26 protein-coding genes are annotated in these 24,528 nt (G+C 59.5%); 22 read left to right on the top strand and 4 right to left on the bottom strand.

The features are described 5' to 3' along the window. Positions 1-6: 6 nt before the first annotated feature. Complete coding sequence (locus ACTF58_RS03410; RefSeq protein WP_422147813.1) at positions 7-468, bottom strand: Lrp/AsnC family transcriptional regulator; 462 nt, start codon at positions 466-468, stop codon at positions 7-9. 136 nt (positions 469-604) lie between these two features. Here ACTF58_RS03410 and cysG point away from each other — a divergent pair, with 136 nt between their 5' ends. The 6 genes from cysG (at position 605) to ACTF58_RS03380 (ending at position 5,978) form a co-directional block, all read left to right on the top strand. Then, the gene (gene cysG / locus ACTF58_RS03405; RefSeq protein ID WP_438990561.1) at positions 605-1,993 is read left to right on the top strand and encodes a siroheme synthase CysG; all 1,389 of its coding nucleotides are present in this window, start codon (positions 605-607) and stop codon (positions 1,991-1,993) included. Next, entirely contained in the window at positions 1,990-2,274 is a 285-nt protein-coding gene (locus ACTF58_RS03400; RefSeq protein ID WP_438990560.1) for a DUF2849 domain-containing protein, read from the top strand. Before cysG ends, ACTF58_RS03400 begins: the two co-directional genes overlap by 4 nt. A gap of 1 nt (position 2,275) precedes the next feature. Continuing rightward, positions 2,276-3,958: a nitrite/sulfite reductase gene (locus tag ACTF58_RS03395; protein WP_438990559.1), complete on the top strand. Its 1,683-nt coding sequence runs from the start codon at positions 2,276-2,278 to the stop codon at positions 3,956-3,958. Beyond that, positions 3,945-4,652 (top strand): phosphoadenylyl-sulfate reductase, encoded by a 708-nt coding sequence (locus tag ACTF58_RS03390; RefSeq protein ID WP_438990558.1) that lies wholly within the window; start codon positions 3,945-3,947, stop codon positions 4,650-4,652. Before ACTF58_RS03395 ends, ACTF58_RS03390 begins: the two co-directional genes overlap by 14 nt. Next, positions 4,649-5,059 carry a DUF934 domain-containing protein gene (locus ACTF58_RS03385; RefSeq protein ID WP_438990557.1) on the top strand — a complete coding sequence of 137 codons (411 nt, stop codon included), beginning with the start codon at positions 4,649-4,651 and terminating at the stop codon, positions 5,057-5,059. Before ACTF58_RS03390 ends, ACTF58_RS03385 begins: the two co-directional genes overlap by 4 nt. A gap of 70 nt (positions 5,060-5,129) precedes the next feature. Beyond that, entirely contained in the window at positions 5,130-5,978 is an 849-nt protein-coding gene (locus ACTF58_RS03380) for a ferredoxin--NADP reductase (RefSeq protein ID WP_438990556.1), read from the top strand. 81 nt (positions 5,979-6,059) lie between these two features. Here ACTF58_RS03380 and ACTF58_RS03375 read toward each other — a convergent pair whose 3' ends face one another. After that, positions 6,060-6,848: a translation initiation factor 3 gene (locus tag ACTF58_RS03375; RefSeq protein ID WP_438990555.1), complete on the bottom strand. Its 789-nt coding sequence runs from the start codon at positions 6,846-6,848 to the stop codon at positions 6,060-6,062. A 140-nt stretch (positions 6,849-6,988) separates the two neighbouring features. On the opposite strand from ACTF58_RS03375, the gene infC reads away from it, so the two are divergent. Both infC and ACTF58_RS03365 read left to right on the top strand, forming a co-directional pair. Beyond that, positions 6,989-7,600 (top strand): translation initiation factor IF-3, encoded by a 612-nt coding sequence (infC, locus tag ACTF58_RS03370; RefSeq protein ID WP_438990554.1) that lies wholly within the window; start codon positions 6,989-6,991, stop codon positions 7,598-7,600. A gap of 71 nt (positions 7,601-7,671) precedes the next feature. Next, entirely contained in the window at positions 7,672-8,265 is a 594-nt protein-coding gene (locus ACTF58_RS03365; protein ID WP_438990553.1) for an SAM-dependent methyltransferase, read from the top strand. A gap of 144 nt (positions 8,266-8,409) precedes the next feature. Here the strand turns inward: ACTF58_RS03365 and ACTF58_RS03360 are convergent, their stop codons facing one another. Further along, on the bottom strand, positions 8,410-8,994 hold the full coding sequence (locus ACTF58_RS03360; protein ID WP_438990552.1) for a YeeE/YedE thiosulfate transporter family protein: 585 nt from the start codon (positions 8,992-8,994) through the stop codon (positions 8,410-8,412). A gap of 1 nt (position 8,995) precedes the next feature. Continuing rightward, on the bottom strand, positions 8,996-9,547 hold the full coding sequence (locus ACTF58_RS03355) for a YeeE/YedE thiosulfate transporter family protein (RefSeq protein ID WP_438990551.1): 552 nt from the start codon (positions 9,545-9,547) through the stop codon (positions 8,996-8,998). A gap of 302 nt (positions 9,548-9,849) precedes the next feature. Between ACTF58_RS03355 and ACTF58_RS03350 the strand changes: the two genes are divergently transcribed. The 14 genes from ACTF58_RS03350 to ACTF58_RS03285 all read left to right on the top strand — a co-directional run bounded on the left by ACTF58_RS03350 (position 9,850) and on the right by ACTF58_RS03285 (position 24,501). Continuing rightward, positions 9,850-10,881, top strand: a complete 1,032-nt coding sequence (locus ACTF58_RS03350) for a glycosyltransferase family 2 protein (RefSeq protein ID WP_438990550.1) — start codon at positions 9,850-9,852, stop codon at positions 10,879-10,881. Positions 10,882-10,999: 118 nt separating this feature from the next. Continuing rightward, complete coding sequence (locus tag ACTF58_RS03345) at positions 11,000-13,375, top strand: glycosyltransferase family 2 protein (RefSeq protein ID WP_438990549.1); 2,376 nt, start codon at positions 11,000-11,002, stop codon at positions 13,373-13,375. 3 nt (positions 13,376-13,378) lie between these two features. Then, on the top strand, positions 13,379-14,092 hold the full coding sequence (locus tag ACTF58_RS03340; protein ID WP_438990548.1) for an FkbM family methyltransferase: 714 nt from the start codon (positions 13,379-13,381) through the stop codon (positions 14,090-14,092). Further along, positions 14,089-15,141: a glycosyltransferase family 2 protein gene (locus ACTF58_RS03335; protein ID WP_438990581.1), complete on the top strand. Its 1,053-nt coding sequence runs from the start codon at positions 14,089-14,091 to the stop codon at positions 15,139-15,141. Before ACTF58_RS03340 ends, ACTF58_RS03335 begins: the two co-directional genes overlap by 4 nt. 110 nt (positions 15,142-15,251) lie before the next feature. Further along, positions 15,252-16,202, top strand: a complete 951-nt coding sequence (locus tag ACTF58_RS03330) for a phosphoadenosine phosphosulfate reductase (protein ID WP_438990547.1) — start codon at positions 15,252-15,254, stop codon at positions 16,200-16,202. A gap of 62 nt (positions 16,203-16,264) precedes the next feature. Continuing rightward, a complete protein-coding gene (pyrC, locus tag ACTF58_RS03325; RefSeq protein ID WP_438990546.1) occupies positions 16,265-17,305 on the top strand; it encodes a dihydroorotase in 1,041 nt (346 codons plus the stop codon). A 68-nt stretch (positions 17,306-17,373) separates the two neighbouring features. Then, on the top strand, positions 17,374-18,051 hold the full coding sequence (locus ACTF58_RS03320; RefSeq protein WP_438990545.1) for an orotate phosphoribosyltransferase: 678 nt from the start codon (positions 17,374-17,376) through the stop codon (positions 18,049-18,051). Between the two features lie 268 nt (positions 18,052-18,319). After that, positions 18,320-19,810 carry a replicative DNA helicase gene (locus ACTF58_RS03315; protein WP_438990544.1) on the top strand — a complete coding sequence of 497 codons (1,491 nt, stop codon included), beginning with the start codon at positions 18,320-18,322 and terminating at the stop codon, positions 19,808-19,810. A 147-nt stretch (positions 19,811-19,957) separates the two neighbouring features. After that, on the top strand, positions 19,958-20,293 hold the full coding sequence (locus ACTF58_RS03310) for a hypothetical protein (protein WP_438990543.1): 336 nt from the start codon (positions 19,958-19,960) through the stop codon (positions 20,291-20,293). Between the two features lie 139 nt (positions 20,294-20,432). Further along, entirely contained in the window at positions 20,433-21,470 is a 1,038-nt protein-coding gene (gene alr, locus ACTF58_RS03305; protein WP_438990542.1) for an alanine racemase, read from the top strand. A gap of 7 nt (positions 21,471-21,477) precedes the next feature. Next, positions 21,478-22,263: an MlaE family ABC transporter permease gene (locus ACTF58_RS03300; protein ID WP_438990541.1), complete on the top strand. Its 786-nt coding sequence runs from the start codon at positions 21,478-21,480 to the stop codon at positions 22,261-22,263. Further along, positions 22,260-23,006: an ABC transporter ATP-binding protein gene (locus ACTF58_RS03295; protein ID WP_438990540.1), complete on the top strand. Its 747-nt coding sequence runs from the start codon at positions 22,260-22,262 to the stop codon at positions 23,004-23,006. The genes ACTF58_RS03300 and ACTF58_RS03295 overlap by 4 nt, the downstream gene beginning before the upstream one ends. Before the next feature lie 141 nt (positions 23,007-23,147). After that, complete coding sequence (locus ACTF58_RS03290; RefSeq protein WP_438990539.1) at positions 23,148-23,615, top strand: paraquat-inducible protein A; 468 nt, start codon at positions 23,148-23,150, stop codon at positions 23,613-23,615. Positions 23,616-23,733: 118 nt separating this feature from the next. Beyond that, the gene (locus tag ACTF58_RS03285; RefSeq protein WP_438990538.1) at positions 23,734-24,501 is read left to right on the top strand and encodes a DNA repair protein; all 768 of its coding nucleotides are present in this window, start codon (positions 23,734-23,736) and stop codon (positions 24,499-24,501) included. The last annotated feature ends 27 nt before the right edge of the window (positions 24,502-24,528 follow it).

Here is a 24,528-nt window from a genome sequence, read left to right as displayed (position 1 = left end):
GCCCGATCAGAGCGGCAACATCGTCGTGTGCTTGATCTCTTCCATCGACAAAAGCGCCGTCACATTGTGAATTTTTACTTCCGAAATCAGCGCCTGATAAAACACATCATAGGCCCGTGCATTGGCCACCCGCACTTTCAGGATATAGTCGATATCCCCCGCCAAACGATGCGCTTCCATCACTTCGGGCCGTTCGTGCAGCGCCCGCAAAAAGGCATCCTGCCAGTGTTTCTCATGCTCGCTAGTGCGAATGAGCACAAAGAAACAGGCCTCAAGCCCAAGCGCCTCCGCATCCAGAAGCACCGTCTGCTGGCGGATCACACCGCTCTCTTTCATCTTGCGAATCCGGTTCCACACAGGGGTTTTCGAGCTGCCCACTTGGGTGGCAATCTCGTCCAGAGACTGCGCCCCGTCGCGTTGCAGCTCCGCCAGAATTTTCCGATCCAGCTCATCCAGACGAACAGACATTCCCGCTTCCTTCTCATATCCAAACGCTCATCATGCGTGCCGCGCGAATTGAAACATATGTCCTTATTCGCCGCAGCCACTAGCGTCATATTGGAACAATTTTCTATATTCAAGCAGAACGTTAAGGACAAACGCCATGCAACACTACCCCGTTTTTCTCAACACCCGCGCTGCGCGCATTGTGCTTTCTGGCGGCGGCGAGGCGGCGCTCGCCAAGCTGCGCCTGCTCTTGAAAACAGAGGCTGACCTGTCGGTGTTCGCCCCCGAGGCGGCGCCCGACATTATCGCATGGGCCGAGGCGGGCGCGCTCACGCTCTATCGTCGCCGCCTGCAAGCCGAGGATGTCGCAGGGGCCGCCCTCGTCTATGCCGCCGATGAGGACAAAGACCAAGATCTCCAGACCGCAACGCTCGCCCGAAGCGCGCGTGTCTTGCTCAATATCGTCGACAGCCTTGAGGGAAGCGATTTCATCACCCCCGCCATAGTCGATCGCGACCCCGTGACCATTGCCATCGGCACGGAAGGGGCCGCCCCTGTGCTCGCACGCCAGATCAAGGCTGATCTTGAGGCCCGCCTGCCCGCCTCGCTTGGCGCGCTGGCGCGGATCGGCAAGGCCTTTCGTCGCGCGGCCGAAGCTCTGCCCATGGGGCGCGCGCGCCGCGCGTTCTGGTCTGACTATTACTCCGAGACTGGCCCCGCCAGTATTGCCAAGGGCGAAGCGGCGACCAAAGCCGCGCTGGACAGCCTGCTGGCGCAGCACCTCGCAAAAGGCCCCGCCGAGGGCCATGTGATCTTTGCCGGCGCAGGCCCGGGCGATCCTGAGCTTCTGACGCTCAAGGCGCGCCACGCGCTCCATGAGGCGGATGTGGTGATCTATGACCGCCTCGTTTCTCCTGCCATTCTGGAGCTGGCGCGCCGTGAGGCGCTGATGCTCAACGCGGGCAAGGAAGGCTTTGGCGCGGCCATGACGCAGGCCGATATCAACGCGCTTATTGTAGAGCACGCCGCCGCGGGCGCGCAGGTTCTGCGCCTCAAGGGCGGCGATCCTGCGGTTTTTGCGCGTCTGGACGAAGAGATCGAGGCCCTTGAGGCACGTGACATTGCCTTCAGCATTATTCCGGGGATCACAGCGGCCTCCGCCGCCGCTGCCGCCCTCAGCCAGAGCCTCACCAAACGGGGCCGCAACACCGAGGCGCGGCTAGTGACGGGTCATGATATGCAGGGCTATGCCGATCAGGACTGGAAAAGCCTCGCGCGCACAGGCGAAGTCGCCGCCATCTATATGGGCAAGCGCGCCGCGCGCTTTCTTCAGGGCCGTTTGCTGATGCACGGGGCCACGGCCAACACCCCTGTCAGCCTTGTCGAAAACGCAAGCCTGCCCAACCAGCGTATCATTGCCACAACGCTTGGCCAATTGCCGAGCGCCTTGGCAGAGGCCGCGCTCACTGGCCCTGCGCTCACGCTGCTGGGCCTCGCGCCGCGCGATGCTGCGCCCCCCACCCTCAAACAGGAGGTCGCACAATGACGCCGAGCCTGATCACAGCCAATGCGCTCCTTGAGGGCGATGTGGTTTACCTAACCGCTCATGGCCATTGGGCCAGAACCATGGCCGAGGCCGAAGTCTTCACCGATGAGGCCGTCGCCGAGGAGCGGCTCTTCTCGGTAAACCCTGCCGAGGTTGTCGGCGCATATCTCATGCCCGTGAGTCTCACAGACGGAGCGCCATCCCCTGTGCATTTTCGCGAGGCCTTTCGCACGCGCGGCCCCTCCAACCGCTTTCACGGCAAACAAGCAGAAGGTTATTGAGATGTATCACTACAGCGACTTTGACAGAGCCTTTCTCGCCACACGCAACGCGCAGTTTCGCGCACAAGTTGCGCGGCGCATCTCGGGCGAACTGACGGAGGAAGAATTCAAGCCGTTGCGCTTGATGAACGGCGTCTATCTCCAACTCCACGCCTATATGCTGCGCGTGGCGATCCCTTATGGCACGCTGGGCAGCGCCCAGATGCGCGCGCTTGCGGATCTGGCCGAGACCTATGACAAAGGCTATGGCCATTTCACCACCCGTCAGAATATCCAGTATAACTGGCCCAAGCTTGGCGATATTCCAGATATGCTCGATGATCTCGCCCGCGTCGGTCTGCACGCGATCCAGACCTCAGGCAACACCATCCGAAATGTCACCGCTGACCACTTCGCAGGTGCGGCCGCCGACGAGCTGGCCGATCCGCGCCCCATTGCCGAGCTGATCCGCCAATGGAGCACCGACCACCCCGAGTTTCAGTTCCTGCCGCGCAAATTCAAAGTCGCAGTGACAGGCAGTCCAGAGGACCGCGCGGTGACCGCCGCGCACGACATAGGGCTACGGATTGTGGCCCGTGACGGCGCGCTTGGCTATCAAGTTTTGGTCGGTGGCGGCCTCGGGCGCACGCCGATGATTGGCAAGATTATCAAGGACTTCCTCCCCGAAGCTGATCTTCTGCCCTATCTTGAGGCCGTGGTCTCGGTCTGGAACAGTTTGGGGCGGCGCGACAACAAATATAAAGCACGCATCAAGATCACTGTGCATGAACACGGGCTGGAAGAGATAGCACGCCGTGTGGAGGAGCGCTTTGCGCTGATCCGCCCCACGTTCAGCGGCATTGATCAGGCGCTTCTGGCCGATATCCGCGCGCAGTTTGCCCCGCCCGCTTTTCGCGCAGCGCCGCTTGCGCCTTATGAGGTGGCTTATGCCGCTGATCCCATATTTCGCGCTTGGGCCGATACCAACCTTGCGCGCCACAAGCGCGCCGATCATGCCATCGTGACCGTCTCGCTCAAAGCCCACGGCGAGACGCCCGGCGACGCCAGCGCGACACAAATGCGCCTTCTGGCCGACCTTGCCGCGCGCTTTGGCTATGACGCCTTGCGCATCTCTCACGAGCAAAACGTGATCCTGCCCCATGTCGCGCGCGCCGATTTGCCCGCGCTTCATGCCGCGTTGAAAGCGCAGGGCCTTGCCACAGCCAATATCGGCCTCCTCAGCGATATTATCGCCTGTCCCGGCATGGACTATTGCGCCCTCGCCACGGCGCGCTCCATCCCCGTCGCCCAAGAGCTGGCGCAGCACTTTGACGCCCTTAAGCTTGAGCATGACATCGGGCCGTTGAAGCTCAAAATTTCGGGCTGCATCAATGCCTGCGGACATCATCATGTCGGCCATATCGGAATCTTGGGCCTCGACCGTGCGGGCGTTGAAAGCTACCAGATCACCCTTGGCGGCGATCACGGGACAGATCTTGCGCTTGGCAGCCGCACGGGGCCGGGCTTTAGCTATGAGGAGATCGTCCCTGCCATCGAGCGTATCCTGCGCTGTTATCTGGCCCTGCGCGAAAGCCGCGCAGAGAGCTTTCTTGAGGCGTTTCGCCGCCTTGGTTTAGCCCCGTTCAAAGCGGCTCTGTATGAGCCTGACGCCAAGGCTAAGGAGCTGGTCCATGCTGCAGAGTAACCTTGCCGCCAAGGCCGAGCAGCTCAACCTGCGTTTTGCAGGCTTGCCTGCGGCATCGCTTCTCAAAGAAGTCTTTGCAAATGGTTTACTGGGGCGCGCAGCGCTTGTGTCCTCCTTTGGCGGCGAGGCGGCTGTGCTTTTGCATATGCTGTCCAAGATCGCGCCCAAGGCCCCTATTCTATTTATTGATACAGAGCTGCTCTTTCCCGAGACATTGGCCTATCAGGCCGAGCTTGCCGCGCGCTTTCAGCTTGGCAATGTGCAGACTCTTCGGGCCGACACCTCGCTCACAGACCCGACAGACAGCCTTCACCGCTCTGATCCTGAGGCCTGCTGCGCCCTGCGCAAAACCGCGCCGTTGCAGGCGGCCCTTGCGCCCTATGCCGCTTGGACCTCGGGGCGCAAACACTTCCAAGGCGGGGCGCGCAGCACGCTTGAGCTCTTTGAGGCCGAGCACGGCACAGGCCGTATAAAGCTGAACCCGCTGGCGAACTGGTCGCCCAAACAAATCGCCTCCTATTTTGATGCCCATGATCTGCCGCGCCACCCCTTGACGGCAAAAGGCTATGGCTCCCTCGGCTGCGCGCCCTGCACAAGCCCTGCCGCGGGCCGCGCGGGCCGCTGGCAAGACCGCGCCAAAACAGAATGCGGCATTCACCTGCCCTCCCCCACGCTCCAAGGAGACACCCCATGACCCTTATTCGCGACAGTGGCTTTGCGCCCGAAGACTGGCCGCACGGCTTTACAGACAACCCCCGCGAAATCGCAGGCGAAAACGGCGCAGGCCTTGATCTGCCGTCCGATGCCACGCTTGAGGAGATCGCCGCGCGCCTGCCGTCTTTACGCCTCATCCGCATTGCTTTTGCAAGCTTTGCCGACGGGCGCGGCTTTGGCCTTGCACGCCAGCTGCGCCTGATGGGCTATCGCGGCCGCCTGCGCGCGGCGGGCCAACTCATCGCCGATCAATACGCTATGGCGCGGCGGGCAGGCTTTGACGAAGTCGAAATCTCAGAGGCCGATGCCAAGCGCCAGCCAGAGGACAGCTGGCTTTTTCGCGCCGATTGGCAGGCACATGACTATCAGACCCGCCTGCGCGGCTGATTTGCCCTTCACCTGACATAGATCAAAGCTTACTAGAGGATATCGGTTTAAACCGCCGATCAGAGACATCATGAACGAGATAAGCCGAATGACCGAGGCCAAGCCGATCAAAACGCCTACCCTGCCCGACGCGCAGACCGTCACCCAAGTCAAGCACTATACAGACCGCCTGTTCAGCTTCCGTTGCACACGGCCCGCCTCAATGCGCTTTCGCTCGGGTGAATTTGTCATGATCGGCCTCATGGGCGCGCCTGACGAAAAAACAGGCAAGCAAAAGCCGCTTTTGCGCGCCTATTCGATTGCCTCTCCGAGCTGGGACGAAGAGCTTGAGTTTTACTCGATCAAGGTTCAGGACGGCCCGCTCACCTCGCGTCTTCAGCATATCAAAGTCGGGGATGAAGTCATCCTGCGGCCCAAGCCCGTGGGCACGCTTGTGCATGACGCGCTCTTGCCTGGCAAGCGGATCTGGTTTTTTGCCACAGGCACAGGTTTTGCGCCCTTCGCAAGCCTCTTGCGCGAGCCGCAAACCTACGGCGATTATGACGAGGTCATCATCACCCACACCTGCCGCGAAGCGGGCGAGCTGACCTATGGTGCCGAGATCATCGAAAGCCTCAAAACAGACGAGCTGCTCAACGAAGTGATCGGTGAGGGCTTCTGGAAGAAAATCAAATATTACCCCACCACAACCCGCGAAGACAGCCCCAAGATGGGCCGCATCACCGATCTGATGCGCTCGGGCGAAGCCTTTAAAGACCTTGGCGTTGCGCCGATTTGCTCGCAAAACGACCGCGCCATGATCTGCGGCAATCTTGCCTTCAATCTTGAATTGAAAGAAATGCTGGAAGATTACGGCCTTGAAGAAGGCGCGAACTCTGATCCCAAGACCTATGTGGTCGAAAAAGCGTTTCTCGACTGAAGCCAGCTGACAGTTCAGCCCATCAAAAAAGCCCCACTCAACCGAGCGGGGCTTTCTTTTTGGTCGCCAACTGCGCGGGGCTTACATCCCCATTGCGGCTTTCACTTGCTCAAGAACCGCTTTCAGCGCGTCAGGGTTGTTCTGCGCTGCTTCCACGCCTTTCTTGAGAAGGCCTTTCTGCATCGCATTGATCTTGTCTGACCCGTCGATCATCTCTGAGACTTTTTCAAAATTGAACCCCTCAGGTGTGAGCAATTCGCCAAGACCTGCCATGCCATCTGTCGCCGCTTCAGATGTCGCCTCGACCGCAGCGCTTGCTTCGGATGTGGCCTCTGTTGTGGCTTCTGTCACGGCCTCTGTTGTGGCCTCCACTGCGTCCGTTGCTGTCTCGGTGACAGCCGTTGCCGCGTCACTGGCCGCTTCTGTTGTGGCCGCCACTGCGTCTGTCGCGGCCTCTGTTGTGGCCTCCACGGCGTCTGTCGCTGTCTCGGTGACAGCGGTTGCCGCATCGCTGGCCGCCTCGGTTGTGGCCTCTGCCGCCTCGCTGACAGTTTCGCTGACCGCACTGGCCGCCTCCGTCGCCGCCTCTGTTGTGGCGTCAACGGCGCCGGTCGCGGCATCCGCTGTCGCTTCAACAGTTTCCGTCACGGCTGCCGCCGCATCGGTTGCTGTTTCTGTCGCCGCATCCACAGCGCCCTCAACGGCTTCCGCAACGCCTTCGGCCGCTTCCGTAACGGCCTCAACAGGCGCAACCTCTGTCACCGTCTCGGTGACGCTTTCAACGGCTTCGCTCACGCTCTGGCCCGAATACACATAGTAGCCGACGCCCAAAACAATTGCCGCCAATACGATCCAAAGTAAATTCTTCATAACTCTTTCCCCTTAGGTTCGGGCGCCCAGATCCATCTGACGCGCGCTCAATCTGCCAAATGACGAAGAGTTTCGGAAGCAACAAGGGGAAAGCGCTCAGAATAAGCTCAAATCAGCCGATTGCCGCTTGAATCCGCCTCATGGGCGCTCTACCTTGCCCATCGACTAGACAGGTCAACAACACAAGGAACAAAACCATAGCCCGTAGACCTCATAACGCGCCTCCACAGCGCGACACTGGCCCCCGCGTCAATGACCGTATCACAAGCAATGAAATCCGTCTGATCGGCGCCGATGGCGAGAACGTAGGTGTCGTGACACCCGCGCAAGCCATGATTATGGCCGAAGAGGCAGAACTCGACCTTGTCGAGATCTCCCCCAATGCAAACCCGCCGGTTTGCAAAATCATGGATTTCGGCAAGTATAAATACGAACAGCAGAAGCGCGAAGCCGAGGCCCGCAAAAAGCAGAAGATCATCGAGATCAAAGAGGTCAAGTTCCGCCCGAACACCGACACGCATGACTACGACGTCAAAATGCGCAACGTGGTCAAATTTCTGGAAAAAGGCGACAAAGTCAAAGTCACGCTGCGCTTTCGTGGCCGCGAGATGGCCCACCAGAACTTGGGCCGCGAGCTTCTGGAGCGGATCGCAGATGACGTGATTGCGCTTGAGCTTGGCAAGATCGAGAACTTCCCCAAGATGGAAGGCCGTCAAATGGTGATGCTGATCGGCCCGACCGCCAGCAAATGATCAAACACCAAAGCCAATACGATACGCCCCGCCTGAGCTGCGGGGCGTTTTGCATTTGAAAGGACCCTCTCATGTGGGAAGAGCGCTACGCCACCCCTGACTATGTTTTCGGGACAAAGCCCGCCGCCTTTCTGAACGCCCATGAGGCGCTGCTCGGCGCAGGTCAGAGCGCATTGAGCGTGGCCGATGGCGAGGGCCGAAACTCTGTCTTTCTCGCCGAAAAAGGCCTTTCGGTCACAGCGCTTGAATACGCCCCCTCGGCCATTGCCAAGGCCGAAGCCCTCGCCGCCGCGCGCGGCGTGACCGTTGACTTTCGCGAGGTCGATGTCCTCGCCTATGAGTTCCCACAGGCCTATGACATGGTTCTCGGAATCTTCATCCAGTTCATGGGGCCGCCTGCGCGCGCGGCCCTCTTTGAGCGTATGAAAACCGCCGTCAAGCCCGCCGGCCTTATGCTCTTACACGGCTACACCCCCGAACAGATCGCTCTCAAGACGGGCGGCCCGCCCTCTGCGGAAAATATGTATACAGAAGAGCTCCTCAGAGACGCCTTCACAGGCTGGGACATCCTCACCTGCCGCGCCTATGAGGCCGAGATCAAGGAAGGCACAGGCCACGCCGGCCGCTCCGCCCTGGTTGACTTCATCGCCCGCAAACCCGGCTGACCTTTCTTTTTGCTAGAAATATCCCGGGGATGTTTCAAAAGCTCTTGGCTTTTGAAACTGGGGCAGAGCCCCGATCTTTACACGCCAAAAGCAAACGGCCCACGCTTTTCAACGCAGGCCGCTCACACATAGGTCTTTCGACCCTTACTCCGCAGGCACAGCCACGCCGCCGCCGCCGATCCGCTCGGGCAACACGAAAGCGACAACGATAAACGCCAACCCCATCAGGATGCCGATGATATCGCCCGACATGGCCGTTAGCCCGTCAAATTTTGCGCCAGGCACCGCGCCAAGCGTGGTCTTGCCCCCCATGACATCGTCGAGCAGACCGCTGGCTTTCCAGGCGGGATAGGTGATCATATAGGCCGCGGCGCCAAGCAAGCCACCAGCGATAAAAAACAGCGCATCCTTGCGCCCCGAGGCCGCCGCGCAAACGCCCGTGCCCGGGCAAAAGCCCGAAGCCGCCCACCCCGCGCCAAGCATCAGCCCGCCGATAAACACACCGACATAGGCCGCTTTCACACTCATATGCCCAACATCCACAAGCCCGATCATTTGGCCGCCAAACATCAGGACAGAGCCTGTGCCAATCGCCAAAAGAATGGTTTTCATCAGGTTCAGGTTCGTCAGCGCCAGCATACGGCCAATATAGGTCGGGTTGGTTGCGCCGATCCGATCAAGCACCGCGCCAAAAGCTGCGCCAATCACAATTGCGAGTAGAATTTCCATCTCAGCTCTCCTTCCGATACATCATCAACGCCACAGGCACAGCCGCCGCAAAAGCGCCCGCTGCAAAGAGATAGCCCGACACAGCCGTCTGCATCATCCCGCTCATCATGTGGCCAGACGTGCAGCCGCCCGCGAGGCGCGCGCCGTACAGAACGACGAAGCCGCCCAAAAAGGCCACCGCGTAGCGCTTTGCCTGACTGTTTCCATAGGTGTTGCGCCAGATTTCAGGGATGCTGCGCTCTGAGCTCTCAAGTCCGCCGCGAAGTTGCGTGGAGGCAAAAGCCCCCGCCATCATCGCCAGAACAAAAATAAACGAATAGTTCAGCGGATTGGCGACGGATTTGGCATATTTGCCGCCCGATTTTGCCAGATAGGCGTTGGTTGAGGTATAACCCTCGTCCGTTTTGGTCACAAGCTCGCTGTTCACAACGTCGCCAATGATGCCATTCAAAATGACAAATTGCGTGCTCACGCCAATCGGCTTCACAAGCAGCACGGCGAGGAAAAAGACTCCCCCGAGCAGCACGCCGCCAATCTTCCAGTCCAGTGTCATGGTGTTTCCTCCTGTTACATTCCGCCATTGGAATATCAGAAGACCCTCCCCCACGACTTGACACATATCAAATTCATTATGTGTGGCCTGATTGTTTCCAATATTGTTAAAATCACACATATTTATCTGATGAACCGACCAAAGATTGACGGATAATGCGTCAGATGACATAGTTTATAGAAACAATCAGATGCCATAATGCCAAAAGGCGCGGCACAAATAGGCGGGCAGCCCATGTTATATTTTTCCGGCTTTCGAGCTGGCTTGCGAGTTTGGTGTGTATCACCGGTTTGGTGCCAATAATGCGCATCACAGCTCTCACCTGCGTCAAGAACGAAGGCCCTTTCCTTCTGGAATGGATCGCCTTCAATCGCGTCATCGGCGTGACGAATTTTCTGTTTTATCACAATGATTGCACCGACGGCACAGACCACCTGCTCGCCAAGCTGGAAGAGCATGGCATCGTCAATCACCTCCCCAACCCCGCCGAGGGGCGCAACTACCAGATGGAAGCGCTCAAGAAGTCGCGGCGCAAGCCAGCGATCAGAGAGGCCGATTGGGTCTGGGTCGCGGATGTTGACGAGTTTCTCAATATCCATGTCGGAGATCACACGATCCCCGCCCTGATCGAGGCTTGCGGCAATCCGCAAGTGATTTCGCTCACCTTCCAGTTCTTTGCCAATGACGGGGTTGAGGCCTATGAAGACAGGCCCGTGATCGAGCAGTTCCTGCGCAGTCACAACCCCGACATCTGGACCAACGAGATGGCAATCGAGGTCAAATCCCTCGTGCGCGCCGATTTCCCGCTCAATTACTTTGGCGCCCATCGCCCCTTCCATGACGAGAATATCCCCAGGCGCAAACAGCCCAAATGGACCGATGGCTCGGGTCGCCCTGTTCCGATCCAGTTTATCAAACGCGCCAACAAGCGCCGCATTCGCAAGTTTCCCACCAAGGGCGCGCGCGACTTTGCCACGCTCAATCACTATGCGCTGCGCTCGCTTGACAGCTATCTCGTCAAAAATGACCGGGGAGATGTCAACCGCGAGTTCCGCGACTTTGATGACACCTACTGGCGCGAGCGCAACGACAACGCCTATTTTGACGACAGCATCCTGCGCTATTCTGCGCCGCTCAAAGCCGAAATGGAGCGCCTCAAAGCCCTCGACGGCATCGCCGAGCTACATGACGCGTGCGTCGCACAACATAAGGCCAAGCTTCAGGAATTGATGGCCCAAGAGAGCTATCAAGCCATGCGCAAACAGCTTCAGACCTGTTCGCCCTACCCGCCCGCCGAAGCAGAGCTGCGCGCCTTCATAGGGCTGCCCATATGAGGGGGGCGCTCACATTCGTCCGTCTCGGCCCGCCCAAAGGCTTTGGCGGCCCTCAACGCCCCTGCGCCCGCGCAAGCAAATGCCACCGCCAAGCAGCCAGTATAAAGACGAGAGACGCATGAAAATCAGCCTGATCATCGGCCCGACAGACTACGGCACAGCCCGCTTTCGCACCGTGCTCAAGAAAAAGTCCGCCCTTCTGGCCAAACACAAGGTTTTCAGCCCCGACTGGAACCACATTCGCATCTATATGGCCTGCTCGTCCAATTCCGAGGTTGGCCTTGTGCGTCATCTGCGCGGCTTTGAGATGCTCGCCGCCCAGCAAGCGCTCTATTCACACCTGCAATCTCAAATCGCCGCCTCACTTGAGGCCGAGACGCCTGAGCATCTGGTGATCAGCTCGGGCCAGCTTGGCGCGCTCATGCACAAAAAGAGCGAGCTTGAGCGCCTGCGCGCGTTCTTTGCGCCTTTCAGCGACGACATCCAGATTCACGCCTATGTCGATGAACCAAGCAAAGCTCTTTTGCAAAACTACGAAAAAACCGTGATGGATGGCCGCCGCTTCTCACTTGATCTGGAGCTGGAGCTGGCAAAATCAGACAACTGGTGGGACGATGCGCTCGCCATGCGCACCAAGCCCAACCCGCTCACGGCAGAGTTCAACGACATTCACTTCCCTCCCTTCTGGGTCGATTACAAAGCCCTTCTGGAGCATTGGGAAGAGGTCTTTGGAGAGGGCAATGTCCACTTGCGTTCGCTCGATATGGAGCGTCTCGGCTCCGAAGAGGGCGCCACCGAGCTGAATGAAATTCTTGGCACAGATATTCCCATGGGCCAGATCGAGGCCGTCGTGCCCGACAAAAGCCCAAGTGCCGAGACGCTCTCGCGCGCCCAACAGCTCAACGATATTTTCGTGCGCTATATGCAGGCCAAAGAACTTTCAATGCCGTTTGATATGCGCAAAAAGCTGATCTACCCACACCGCGTGCGCGGCCCTGTGATCGATGCGGGCGCGCTGTTCACCGTTGCTGACCGCTTCAAGGCCGACAATGCCGCCCTGACCAAGCGTTTTGACACGCTGCAAGAGGGCTGGTTTACCCCGCCCAAGCCAACGACGCTGTGGCATGAGCCCGCAATGACAGACGGCTGGCGCGCCACGCAATATATGTCGGCCTCAACGCATTTTATTCGCAAACACGCGCCCACATTTGACGATATCAAAGCGCTCTCGGCCGATCAGGAAGACAGCGCCACACGATTGGCCGAGTTTGTGCCGATAGATGCCGAGCTTGAGGAAAAGCACCAAAGCGGCACCTCTGACAAACGCGGCGAATTTCTGGAGATGTTCAAGGTCAACCACCAGATCGTCGTCTCCACGCACATCCGCCCCCACAACGACATGGGCCGCGTGAAAGAAGAAGAGCTTGCCGCCCCTTATTCTGAAGTGCCGATGCGCAAGCTGCCCAATGGCAACACCGGCAATGTTATTGTCGGCTGCATGAAAAACGAAGCGCCCTATATTGTCGAATGGGTCGCCTATCACCGCGCCATGGGGGTTGATAACTTCCTGATCTACACCAACGGCTGCGAAGACGGCACAACCGAGTTGCTTGACCATTTGCAAAAGATGGGCGTGCTGGAACACCGTGACAACAACAAATGGAAGGGCAAATCCCCCCAGCAATACGCGCTCAACAGCTCCCAAAGCGAGCCGCTGATCAAAAACGCCGAGTGGATCATTCATATTGATGTCGACGAGTTCATCAATGTGCGCACTGGCAACGGCACCCTGAGCGACCTATTCAAAGCCACGGGCAACGCCACCAATATCGCCATGACATGGCGGTTGTTTGGCCATAACAACGTGCACAAGCTTTCTGATGATTTCGTGATCGAGCAGTTTGAAGCCTGCGCCCCCAAATATTGCCCCAAGCCGCACACCGTTTGGGGCTTCAAATCCATGTTTCAAAACCTTGACGCCTATCGCAAAATTTCCTGCCACAGGCCCAATCAGATCATCGAAGAGAAGCGTGATGCGCTCAAATGGGTCAATGGCTCGGGCAAGGATGTAACCGAGGATTATATCAAAGGCGGCTGGAGAAGCTCAAAAAAAACAATCGGTTATGACCTTGTTCAGCTCAATCACTATGCGCTGCGCTCTGCCGAGAGCTTTCTCATCAAGCGCCAGCGTGGCCGCGCCCTACACGTCGATCGCTCCATCGGGCTAAACTATTGGATCCGTATGGACTGGTGTGATTACAAAGACGTCACAATCAAGCGCAACCTGCCCCGCGCCCGCGCCGAATACGAGCGCCTGATGACAGACAAGACCCTCAAAAAACTACATCAAAACGGCCTCAAGTGGCATGAAAACAAGGTGCAAGAGCTGCATCAGATGCAAGAGTTCCAAGACCTCTATGACCAAGCCCTGAAAGTAAAACTGAGCGAAACCGAGCGGGTGGCCTATGCCCTCGCTCTTGATATGGAGAGCTGACAGATGGATGGTTCAGCAACACCCGACACAGACTTCCCCGTTGTGCATTCCCGCGGCGTTATGGTCCCGCGCGACCCTGCCGTGATGACCCCGAAGTTAAGGCGCGCCCTGCGCCTCAACGGCTATGAGGCCAAAGAAGTCGACGCCGCCCTGAAGTGTGTGACCGATGGCGACACAGTGCTCGAGCTGGGCGGCGGGATCGGCTTTGTCTCGACGCTCTTGGCCAAAAAGCGCAACGTAAAGGCCATTCATACCTATGAGGCCAACCCGCATCTGATCCAGTTTCAAGACCAGATGCACAGGCTCAACGAGGTGACAACCGTCACAACCCACAACGCCCTCCTTGCCCCCCGCAAGAGCAAGCCGCAGAGCTTTTATGTGCGCGAAAACTTCCTCGCCTCCTCCCTGTCGCCTGAGGTGACCAATCAGCCGGTGAAATCGGTTGAGGAGGTCGAAGTGCTCGGCCTCAACACGGTCTTTCGCGCCGTGAAGCCTGACGTCTTTATCTGCGATATCGAAGGCGCCGAGGCCGAGCTTCTGCCACATCTCAAATATGACGGCCTGCGCGCCGCCATTATCGAGCTGCACCCGCAATGGATCGGCGCTGCTGGCGTGCGCGCGGTCTTTGACGCGATGCACGCCGCGGGCCTCAGCTACTTCCCGCGCTGGTCAGATCAGAAAGTTGTGTGTTTTCGCAAGGACTGGCCGCTCAAGTGAAGGCGCTCGCGGTTCTGACCCTGCGCAACGAGGCGTCCTTCCTCTTGGAATGGTTGGCGCATCACAGGGCTGTGGGCTTCACAGATTTCCTTGTGGTCTCAAATGACTGTGACGATGGCACAGACCTCATGCTTGACAGGCTTGAGGCGCTCGGTCTGCTGACCCACCTGCGCAATGACGGCCCTTATGACAAGGGCGGCATCCAGTTCACAGGCCTCAAGCTGGCCTCAAAACACAGGCTCGCCCGCGAGGCCGACTGGATCTTGGCGCTGGATATCGACGAATTTGTCAATATCCACACGGGAGATCATACGCTCGCGGCGCTTTTTGCCGCCCTGCCCGAGGCCAGCGCCATAACGCTCACATGGCGGCTCTTTGGCAATGCCGATCAGATCCAGTTTCGCGACACCCCCGTCACCCGACAGTTCACCCGCGCCGCCCCCGTGGTGATGACATGGCCGTGGCGCGCGGCGATGTTCAAGACGCTCTACAAAAACGACGGAACCTACGACAAAATCGGGGTCCACCGCCCCCGCCAGCCCGACACAGACAGGCTCGCTGCCTCTCGCTGGTTTGATGGCGAGGGCCGCGAACTGGACGCTCCGTTCAAAACGCAGCGGATTTTTTCCAGCTATGGCCGCTCCAATTATGCCCTCGTGCAGCTCAATCACTACGCGCTTGGCAGCATGGAGGCCTTTGTCGTCAAGGCCGACCGTGGCCGCGCCGTCCATTCGGCGCAGAGGCTCGATGTCGATTACTGGGTCGAGCGCAATTACAACACCGATGAAGATACCAGCATTCTGGCGCTCGACACGACCTTTCAAGCCGAGCTGACCGCCCTACACGCCGATGAAACCCTGTCAAACTTGCACAACACTGCCGTCACATGGCGTCAGACCCGCTTTTCCCAGCTGCTTGAGCTTGAGCCTTACCGCGCCCTCTTTGGCCGCCTCCTTCAGACGCCGCCCTCCCGCCCCGTGCCACAGGCTCTGGCCAATCTGATGATCCGCCATGCCTTGAAAGCACCCACCGCCGAAGAAGCCCCATAAACCGCCACGGATCAGCATTAAAATGGCACGTCTCCTCCCCATTTCTGCCCCAATCCCTCGGTAATTTTCGTCTCAAGCGCGGGATAAACCCGCGAAAAAGGTATTGAGATATGCAGGATCTGGCACAAACACTTCAAGCGTCGCTTGCCCAGATGTCCAAGCGCGACTGGCTCACCGCTCTGGCGGAGCTCTCTGAAGAGAACGGCCATTTTCAGCCCTTGGGCAAAAAACATTTTTCCTCCTATATCGCAGGGGGCGAAACGCTGTTGGTCACGTTTGAGAGTTATGACGCTATTCAGCGGATCTCGCCCAATGCCCACCCTCTAGGCTGGGAGATCGCCAAAGTTCTGGGCTGGTCCTCGCTCTCGGTGATGTCCGACGGACAGTCCTGGTTTCGCGAACGCGAGATTTATGGCTATTTTGATGATCTCAGCGATGACGGCTTCTTTGAAGCCTTCGACAGCGTTCTGTTTTATGGCGCAGGCCCCGGTGGCTATGCCGCCGCCGCCTATTCCATAGCCGCTCCGGGCGCGCGCGTGCTCGCCCTACAGCCCCAAGCGAGCCTTGATCCGCGCGTCACCGAATGGGACGAACGCTTTCCCGACCAACGCCGCAAAGATTTCACCTCGCGCTATGGCTATGCCCCCGACATGATAGATGCCGCCGAAGAGGCCTTTGTGATCTATGATCCGGAAGAAACCGAAGACGCCATGCACGCCGCGCTTTTCACGCGCCCCAATGTGCAGAAGCTGCGCCTGCGTCATGCTGGCGGCGCGCTGCAATTCAGCCTGCGCAATATGAAAATCCTCTCCCGCCTAATCGCTTTGGCCGGCGTGGGGCGCTTGACGCCTGAGATTTTTGCCAATCTCGCCCGCGCCCGCCGCGAAGACCGCCAGTATCTTCGCAATCTGCTGCGCGCTCTGGATGACAAGGGCCGCACCAGACTGGCCTATGCGCTTTGCAAAAATGTCACCACCCGCATGGGCGCGGTTCCCGCCTTTGAGCGCCGCCTCAAAGGTCTGGAAACCCGTCTGGCCGAGCTTGACGCCGCCGACAGCTAAGCCTGCCAAACGCCGCCCAAAGCCTCTAGCCCTCCCCGCGCAATATGTGTAAATGGCAAGCCATGACACAAACGCTCACCCTCGCCCGCCCCGATGACTGGCACTTGCACCTGCGCGACGGCGCAATGCTTGCCGCCGTTTTGCCCGAAACAACGCGCCATTTCGCCCGCGCCATCATCATGCCCAATCTCGTGCCCCCCGTGATCACAGGGGCCGATGCCAAGGCCTACAAGGCCCGTATTCTGGCCGCGCTGCCCGAAGGCGCGCGCTTTGCCCCGTTGATGACGCTCTATCTCACCGAAGAAACAGACCCTGATGATCTCGCCGCCGCTCATGCCTCGGGCCTGATTTCTGCGGTCAAACTCTACCCCGCAGGGGCCACAACCAATTCCGCCTCGGGTGTCGCGGACTTCAGCAAGGTTCAGGCCGTGCTTGAGCGTATGGCAGAAATAGGCTGCCCCCTTTGCGTGCACGGCGAGGTCACTGACCGCGATATCGACATTTTTGATCGCGAAGCCGTCTTTATCGACCGCGTGCTCGACCCGATCCGCAAATCCGTGCCCGATCTGCGCGTGATCATGGAGCACATCACAACCAAAGACGGGGTCGACTACGTCACCTCCAACGCCGAACGCCTCGGTGCCACCATCACTGTTCAGCACCTCATGCTCGATCGCAACGATATGCTCGTCGGCGGACTGCGCCCGCATTATTACTGCCTGCCGATCCTCAAGCGCCGCAACCACCGCGAAGCGCTTCTGGCAGCCGCAACATCAGGCGATGCGCGCTTCTTTCTTGGAACAGACAGCGCCCCACACCCGACCCACGCCAAAGAAAGCGAATGCTGCGCCGCGGGCTGCTTCACGGCCCCCGTCGCCCTTGCCTGTCTCGCCCAAACATTCGAAGACGCAGGGGCTCTTGACGCGCTCGAAGGCTTCACATCGCTGCATGGCCCAGCCTTCTACGGCCTGCCCGTCAACAGCGAAACCCTGACCCTCACCCGCTCAGAGACGCCCGTGACCTTCCCGACAGAGATCGCCAACGGCGAGGATCCGGTCACAGTCTTCGCCCCCGGCCGGCCGATCTACTGGTCGGCCCCCTAAGTCTTTTTCTTTCTTCAAATATCCCCGCCGGAGGCTCCTGCCCCCTCCCCAAGCGCAAAGGCCTGATCATGATCCCGACAAGCTACCCCACACCCGACGAAATCGCCCGCCTCACAGCCCGTATGCTGCTCGAAATCGGTGCCGTCAACTTCAACACAGAGACGCCCTATACCCTCGCCTCGGGCCTGCCTTCGCCAAGCTATATCGACTGCCGCAAGCTGATCAGCTTCCCGCGCATCCGCGCGACCCTGATGGATTTCCTCACCGTTACCGTCATGCGCAACGCAGGCTTTGAAGCCTTTGACAATATCGCAGGCGGCGAGACTGCAGGCATTCCTTTCGCCGCCCTCGTGGCCGAGCGTATGGCCCTGCCGATGACCTATGTGCGCAAAAAGCCCAAAGGCTACGGCAAGAACGCCCGCATCGAAGGTGCGATGAGCGCGGGCGAACGCGTCCTGCTCGTTGAAGACCTCACAACAGACGGCGGCTCAAAGCTCAGCTTCGTTGACGCAATCCGCGAGACAGGGGCTACCTGTGCCCATACCGCGGTAATCTTTTATTACGACATCTTCCCCGAAACCACCAAAACCCTCGGCGATCACGGCGTCGCCCTGCATCACCTCTGCACATGGTGGGATGTGCTCAAAGAGGCCCGCGCCCAAGAGGCCTTCTCTGAGGAGACGCTGGCCGAGGTCGAGCGCTTCTTAAAAGATCCACGCAAATGGCAGGCCGAAAACAAGACATAAGCCGTCAAACGCCCCTAAGCCCGCCAAACCAAACGGAAACAAAATAGTTGTCCACAGGCAGGCCTGTTTTAGCCCCACGAGAATCACAGGGTGCCACATCATTTGGTGGCATCCGCTCTTTATGCTACCCTATAAAGCACGCCCACAGCGCCGCCCGAGTTACCCCAAGACTTCCCCACAGGTCTTTCCACAGTTCTTTACACAGTGCCTTTTGCCCCCCGATCCCCTACAAAGCCTCATCACCTGCCCCAAAGAGAAAGACCACGGCATGAATGAAATCGCAGCCTTCAACGCCACAGGTGCCGAAGTCTCCTCGCCAGAATCCGTGCCCCATTCGATTGAAGCCGAACAACAGCTCCTTGGCGCACTGCTGACAAACAATGATGTCTACGACAAAATCGCCAGCATCATCACGCCAAAACATTTTTATGACCCCGTGCACGCCCGCATCTTTGAAACCGCCGCCGCGCGGATCGCCAAAAACAATCTCGCCTCCCCCGTCACGCTCAAAGCCTTCTTTGAAGATGACGACGGCCTCAAAGAGCTTGGCGGCCCCGCCTATCTCGCCCGCCTCGCAGGGGCGGCCATCTCGGCCTTCGCCGTGCGCGACTATGCCCAGCTGATCTATGATCTCGCCATCCGCCGCGATCTCATCGCCTTGGGGCAGGAAATCAGCGCCAAAGCGGCGCGGGTCGATGTCGCCTCCGAGCCCAAAGAGCAGATCGTGGAGGCCGAACAACAGCTCTACAAACTGGCCGAGCAAGGCCAAACCGAAAGCGGATTTCAAAGCTTTCTCAAGGCTGTAACGGACGCTGTTAATGTCGCAAACGCCGCCTACCAGCGCGAGGGCGGACTCGCAGGCATCTCCACAGACCTCATCGACATGGATCAAATGCTCGGCGGCTTACACAAATCCGACTTGCTGATCCTCGCAGGCCGCCCCTCCATGGGCAAGACATCGCTGGCCACCAACATCGCCTATAATGTGGCCAAAGCCTACAAACGCGGCAAGCTCGCCGACGGCTCCGAAGGCGCGGTCGACGGTGGCGTGGTCGGCTTCTTCTCCCTTGAGATGAGCGCCGAACAGCTCGCGGGCCGTATTCTCGCCGAAGCCTCCGAAATCAGCTCCCATAAAATCCGTCAGGGCGACATGGACGAGGGCGAATTCCGCCGCTTTGTGGACGCCGCCAAAGAGCTTGAGGCCTGCCCGCTTTTCATTGATGATACAGCGGCCATCCCGATTGCCCAGCTCGCCGCACGCGCCCGCCGCCTCAAGCGCACCCACGGGCTTGATCTGATCATTGTCGACTACCTCCAGCTCGTGCGCGGCACCTCTGAGAACCGCGTGCAAGAAATCGGCGAAATCTCGATGGGTCTCAAAGCCATCGCCAAAGAGCTTCAGATCCCCGTGATCGCGCTCTCCCAGCTCTCCCGTCAGGTCGAAAGCCGCGAAGACAAGCGCCCCCAGCTCTCGGATCTGCGCGAATCAGGCTCGATCGAGCAAGACGCCGACGTGGTGATGTTCGTGTTCCGCGAAGAATATTACGCCGAGCGCGAAAAGCCCTCCGATCACGAGCTTGACAAAATGGCCGAGTGGCAAGAGCGCATGAGTCGCCTGCACGGCAAGGCCGAAGTCATCATCGGCAAGCAACGCCACGGCCCCATCGGCACGGTCGAGCTGTCTTTCGAGGCCCAGTTCACCCGCTTTGGCAACCTCGTGAAACCCTGGCAGCAAAACGGCGGCGGCGACCAGTTCTAAGCCCGTCTCGCCCCCCCCTTCACCACACACATCTTTCTTTTTGCCCAAAATATCCTGGGGGTCTGGGGGCAAAGCCCCCTGTAAAACCTGCGTCTGGGGGCAAAGCCCCCAATACAACCTGCATCCGCTGGCCGCGACGGCTTCATCATGGCCGCAGAGTTGACAGGCAACGCCGCCCAAGCCACGCTGACGTTCATTCTGCGCGACTTTGAGCGTGACGGCCTCAAAGCCAAGGGCGCGCTGTTGCAAAGCGTGGTGGAGACGGTGCAGCTCACCGAGCCAAGCGCCACTCTCACCTGCGAAATCACCCCGCAGTATCGCAATATGCACGACTGGCTCAAAGACGATATGACCGCAGTCACCCTTGCCGAGACGGCCGCCCGCGCCATCGGTCTCACGCCGCGCTCAGCCCCGATACGGGGCAGCACAGACGGCTCCCGCCTCGCCGAGACGGCCGCCACGCCTCAAAAGCCGCTCCCATAAGGCCTTTTTCTTTCCAAAAATATCCCGGGGTTTGGGGCAGCGCCCCAATCCTACACCCGCAAACCTGCGAAACCCCCGTTTTGCAACGCCGCGACAGTTTCCCCCTTGACCTTAGAGGTCGCTCTGCCGACAAGTCCCCATGGCAAGCGGAACCCTCACAATCGATCTTGACGCCCTCGTGCAAAACTGGCGCGCGCTCAAAGCTTTAACAGAGGCCGAGGCAGGTGCCGTGGTCAAAGCCGATGCCTACGGGCTGGGCGTTGGCCCCGTCGCGCGCGCTCTGGCCAAAGCGGGCGCGCGCAGCTTCTTTGTCGCCACCGCCGAGGAAGCTGCCACCCTGCGCCGCGCGCTCGGGGATGGCCCGACGATCTACATCTTCTCAGGCCATATGGCAGGCGACACCGATATGATCGGTGATCTTGCCCTCGTGCCCCTGCTCAACTCGATCGAGCAACTCCAGCGACAGCTTGAGGCCCTGCCCGATGCGCCCTTCGGGGTGCAGCTTGACACAGGCATGAACCGCCTTGGCATGGAGCCCGCCGAATGGGCCGCCCTGCGCGATCTGGTCATGGCACAGCGCCCCAAGCTGATCATGTCCCATCTCTCTTCCGCCGATGAGCCGGCCTCAGCCATGTCGCCACAGCAGCTGCGCGTCTTCAAAGAAATGACCGACGGACTGGATGTGCCGCGCTCGCTCGCCGCCACAGGGGGCACGCTCCTCGGCGCAGACTACCACTTTGATATGATCCGCCCAGGCGTCGGCCTCTACGGCGGCGCGCCCTATAAAGAGGCCCTGCCCGTGGCCTATCTCGAGCTGCCCGTTGTGCAGGTCCGCGATGTGGAGGCCGGCGAAAGTGTCGGCTATAATATGGGCTATGTCGCCCGCCAGCCCAAACGCGTCGCCACCCTCGCCGCAGGCTATGCCGACGGTTTGATCCGCGCCCTGTCGGGCAAAGCCAAGCTCTACTACGGCCAGCGCGAATGCGCCCTACTGGGCCGCGTCTCGATGGATCTGATCACAGTCGACATCACCCACCTCTCCGAGACTCCCGCCTCGCTCACCCTTCTGGGACGCCAACAAGGCGTCGATACGCTGGCCACGGGCGCTAGCACCATAGGCTATGAAATTCTCACCTCTCTCGGCGCCCGTTACACGCGCCGCTACTCTGGCGGATAAAGCACGCATGGGCCTCCTTCTCTCTCCTCTCGCCGCCCTCGGCACAGCCGTTCTGGCCGCGCTCGCCGCCATGGGCCGTGTCGCGCTCTTTGCCTTTGATACGGTGACACATCTCTTTCGCCCGCCGTTTTATGGTCGCGAACTCTGGATCGCCCTCGTGCAGATCGGTTGGCTCTCGCTGCCCGTCGTCGGCCTGACCGCGCTCTTCACAGGCGGCGCGCTTGCGCTCCAGATCTACTCTGGCGGCGCGCGTTTCAACGCCGAAGAGGTGGTGCCCTCGATTGTCGCAATCGGTATGGTCCGCGAGCTCGGCCCCGTCTTGGGCGGCCTCATGGTCGCCGCGCGCGTGGCCAGCTCGATCGCCGCCGAAATCGGCACCATGAAAGTCACCGAGCAGATCGACGCGCTCACAACGCTTTCCACCCACCCGATGAAATACCTCACCCTGCCGCGCGTGCTTGCGGCCACACTGGCGGTGCCGGTGCTCGTGGCCGTGGGCGACGCCATCGGGATCATGGGCGGCTATATCGTCGGCGTGACCCGCCTTGGCTTTAACGAAGCGGCCTACCTGAAGAACACCGTCGATTTTCTGGAAGTTTGGGATGTCACCTCAGGCCTCATCAAAGGCGCCGCCTTCGGCTTCATCATCGCCACCATGGGCTGCTACTACGGTATGACCTCAGGCCGCGGCGCACAGGGCGTCGGCCGCGCCACCAAAGCCGCCGTGGTCGCCGCCAGCGTGATGATCCTCGCCGCCAATTACCTTCTCACAGAGGCCTTCTTTACCTCATGATCACGCTCGAAAATGTTCATAAATCCTTCGGCCCGAAGCAAGTCCTGCAAGGCGTCAACCTGACCATCGAAAAAGGCACCTCCATGGTAATCATCGGCGGCTCGGGCACAGGTAAATCCGTGATGCTCAAATCCGTCCTTGGCCTTGTTACGCCCGACAGCGGCCAGATCACAGTGGAGGGGCAAGACGTTCATACAGGCGACCGCGATGCCTTCCTCGCCCGCTTCGGAATGCTCTTTCAAGGCGGCGCGCTGTTTGACAGCCTCCCCGTCTGGCAAAACGTCGCCTTCCGCCTGTTGCGCGGCGCACTCAAGCGCCCAAAACATGGGGCCCGCGAAATCGCAATCGAAAAGCTGCGCCGCGTCGGCCTCAAGCCCGAAACCGCCGATCTTTTCCCCTCCGAGCTGTCAGGCGGAATGCAAAAACGCGTCGGTCTTGCCCGCGCCATAGCCGCCGAGCCCGAGATCATCTTCTTTGACGAGCCGACCACTGGCCTTGACCCGATCATGTCAGGCGTCATCAACGAACTCATCCGCGAGATCGTCACCGAGATGGGTGCCACCGCCATGACCATCACCCACGACATGAGCTCTGTGCGCGCCATTGCCGACACAATCGCCATGCTTCATGACGGGGTGATCAAATGGAGCGGCCCCGTAAGCCGGCTTGACACCTCGGGCGATCCCTATCTGGATCAATTCATTCACGGCCGCGCAACAGGCCCGATCGAAGCCGTCCGCTAGCCAAAATCTCTCTGACCCCTTTTTCTTTCTAAAAATATCCCGGGGGGAGAATGCAAATCCGAAGGGTTTGCATTTGGGGGGCAGAGCCCCCCGCCCCGGCGACGCGGCGCAGCCGCGGCGCAAAGCCTCAAGGAGCCCCCCATGCTGTTACGCCTCGCCAATCTGTCGTTGCTTGTGCTCTTTCCCGTCGCATGGTGCGCGCCCCTGATGAAATCGGGCCTCTTGCCGCTCTTCACATTGAGTGAAATCTCGCTCCTTTCGGGGCTTCAGTCGCTTTGGAGCACAGATAAGGGCCTCGCTTTGATCGTCGCGCTCTTCGCCCTCGTTCTGCCCTATCTCAAGACCCTCGGCCTCGCCCTCTTGCAGTTTGGCCTGCTAACGCCCGCCGTCCTGCCCACGCTCACACATCTGGGCCGGTTCGCCATGGCTGACGTCTTTCTGGTCGCGCTTTACATCACCCTCGCCAAAGGAATCGGCGTTGGTCGCCTTGAGACAGCTTGGGGGCTTTACCTGTTCACAGCCTGCAGTCTGGCCTCCCTTGCGCTCAGTTTACGCACGAAACAATCGCTGGACACGCCCCTGATTGTCGCAAAAGCCCGCGATAAATAGAGCTCAAACAGTCTATTTCACGCCAAACACACCAAAAACCTTGTTTTTTCGTCCAATTTTTTGGAAAACTGTCGGCAGTATTTCGCTCATATGAGTTTTCGAGTTCCGGGGGGGATTCATGGTTACCTTCATGCATGGCCTGCGCGTCATCGCCTATCTGCTGCACCGATTGGCCTTCGCAACAGTTGTTATGGCTGCGGTTTTTGCTCTGACATATACAAGTCTGAGTGCCCTCGGTGTCGTGCCTTGGCTCGAAATACCTCTGAGCCTTGCAGGGCAACCGATTGTAAACGCAGGCATATGGGCGCAATCGAGCCTGACAGGCCTCGCCCTGCTGCTGGTTTTCTTTTTGCCCTCCAACAAACGCATCCTCGCGCTTGAAACCTCGCACCGTTCCTTTCAGCTCGGAATGCAGGATGTCGCCCGCGCCTATCACTATGCCCATACGGCGGACCGCGCCAATGCCTTCAAGCTGAGCTCGGAGTTTGATTCTGTGCGCGAGCGCCTCGTTTATCTGCGCAACCACCCCGATCTTGGCGCACTTGAGCCTGAGGTTCTGGAGGCCGCCGCACAGATGAGCCATATCTCCAAAGAGCTCGCCCAGACCTACTCCGATGAGGCCCTCTCCCGCGCCCGCGACTTCCTGCGCCAGCGCCAGACCGAGGTGGACCAGTTCAACAGCCGCATCAGCTCCGCCAAGCTTGTCGCCACCGAGCTGAAGCACTGGCTGCATGAGGTCGAGCTGGAAGAAAGCGTCGCCGCCAGCCAGCTTGAGCGCCTGCGCGACGAGCTGCACGCGGTGCTCCCCGAGCTTGGCAAAATCTCCATGGTCGAGCTGGAAGCCGAGAGCGACATCGTCACCCGCCTGCCCCGCGCCGCCGAATAGCGGCCTGCACGCCCTTAAGCCTGAGAT

This window comes from Lentibacter sp. (genome assembly GCF_965657785.1).
GTDB lineage: Bacteria > Pseudomonadota > Alphaproteobacteria > Rhodobacterales > Rhodobacteraceae > Lentibacter.
This window is presented reverse-complemented; position numbering and strand designations above follow the sequence as displayed.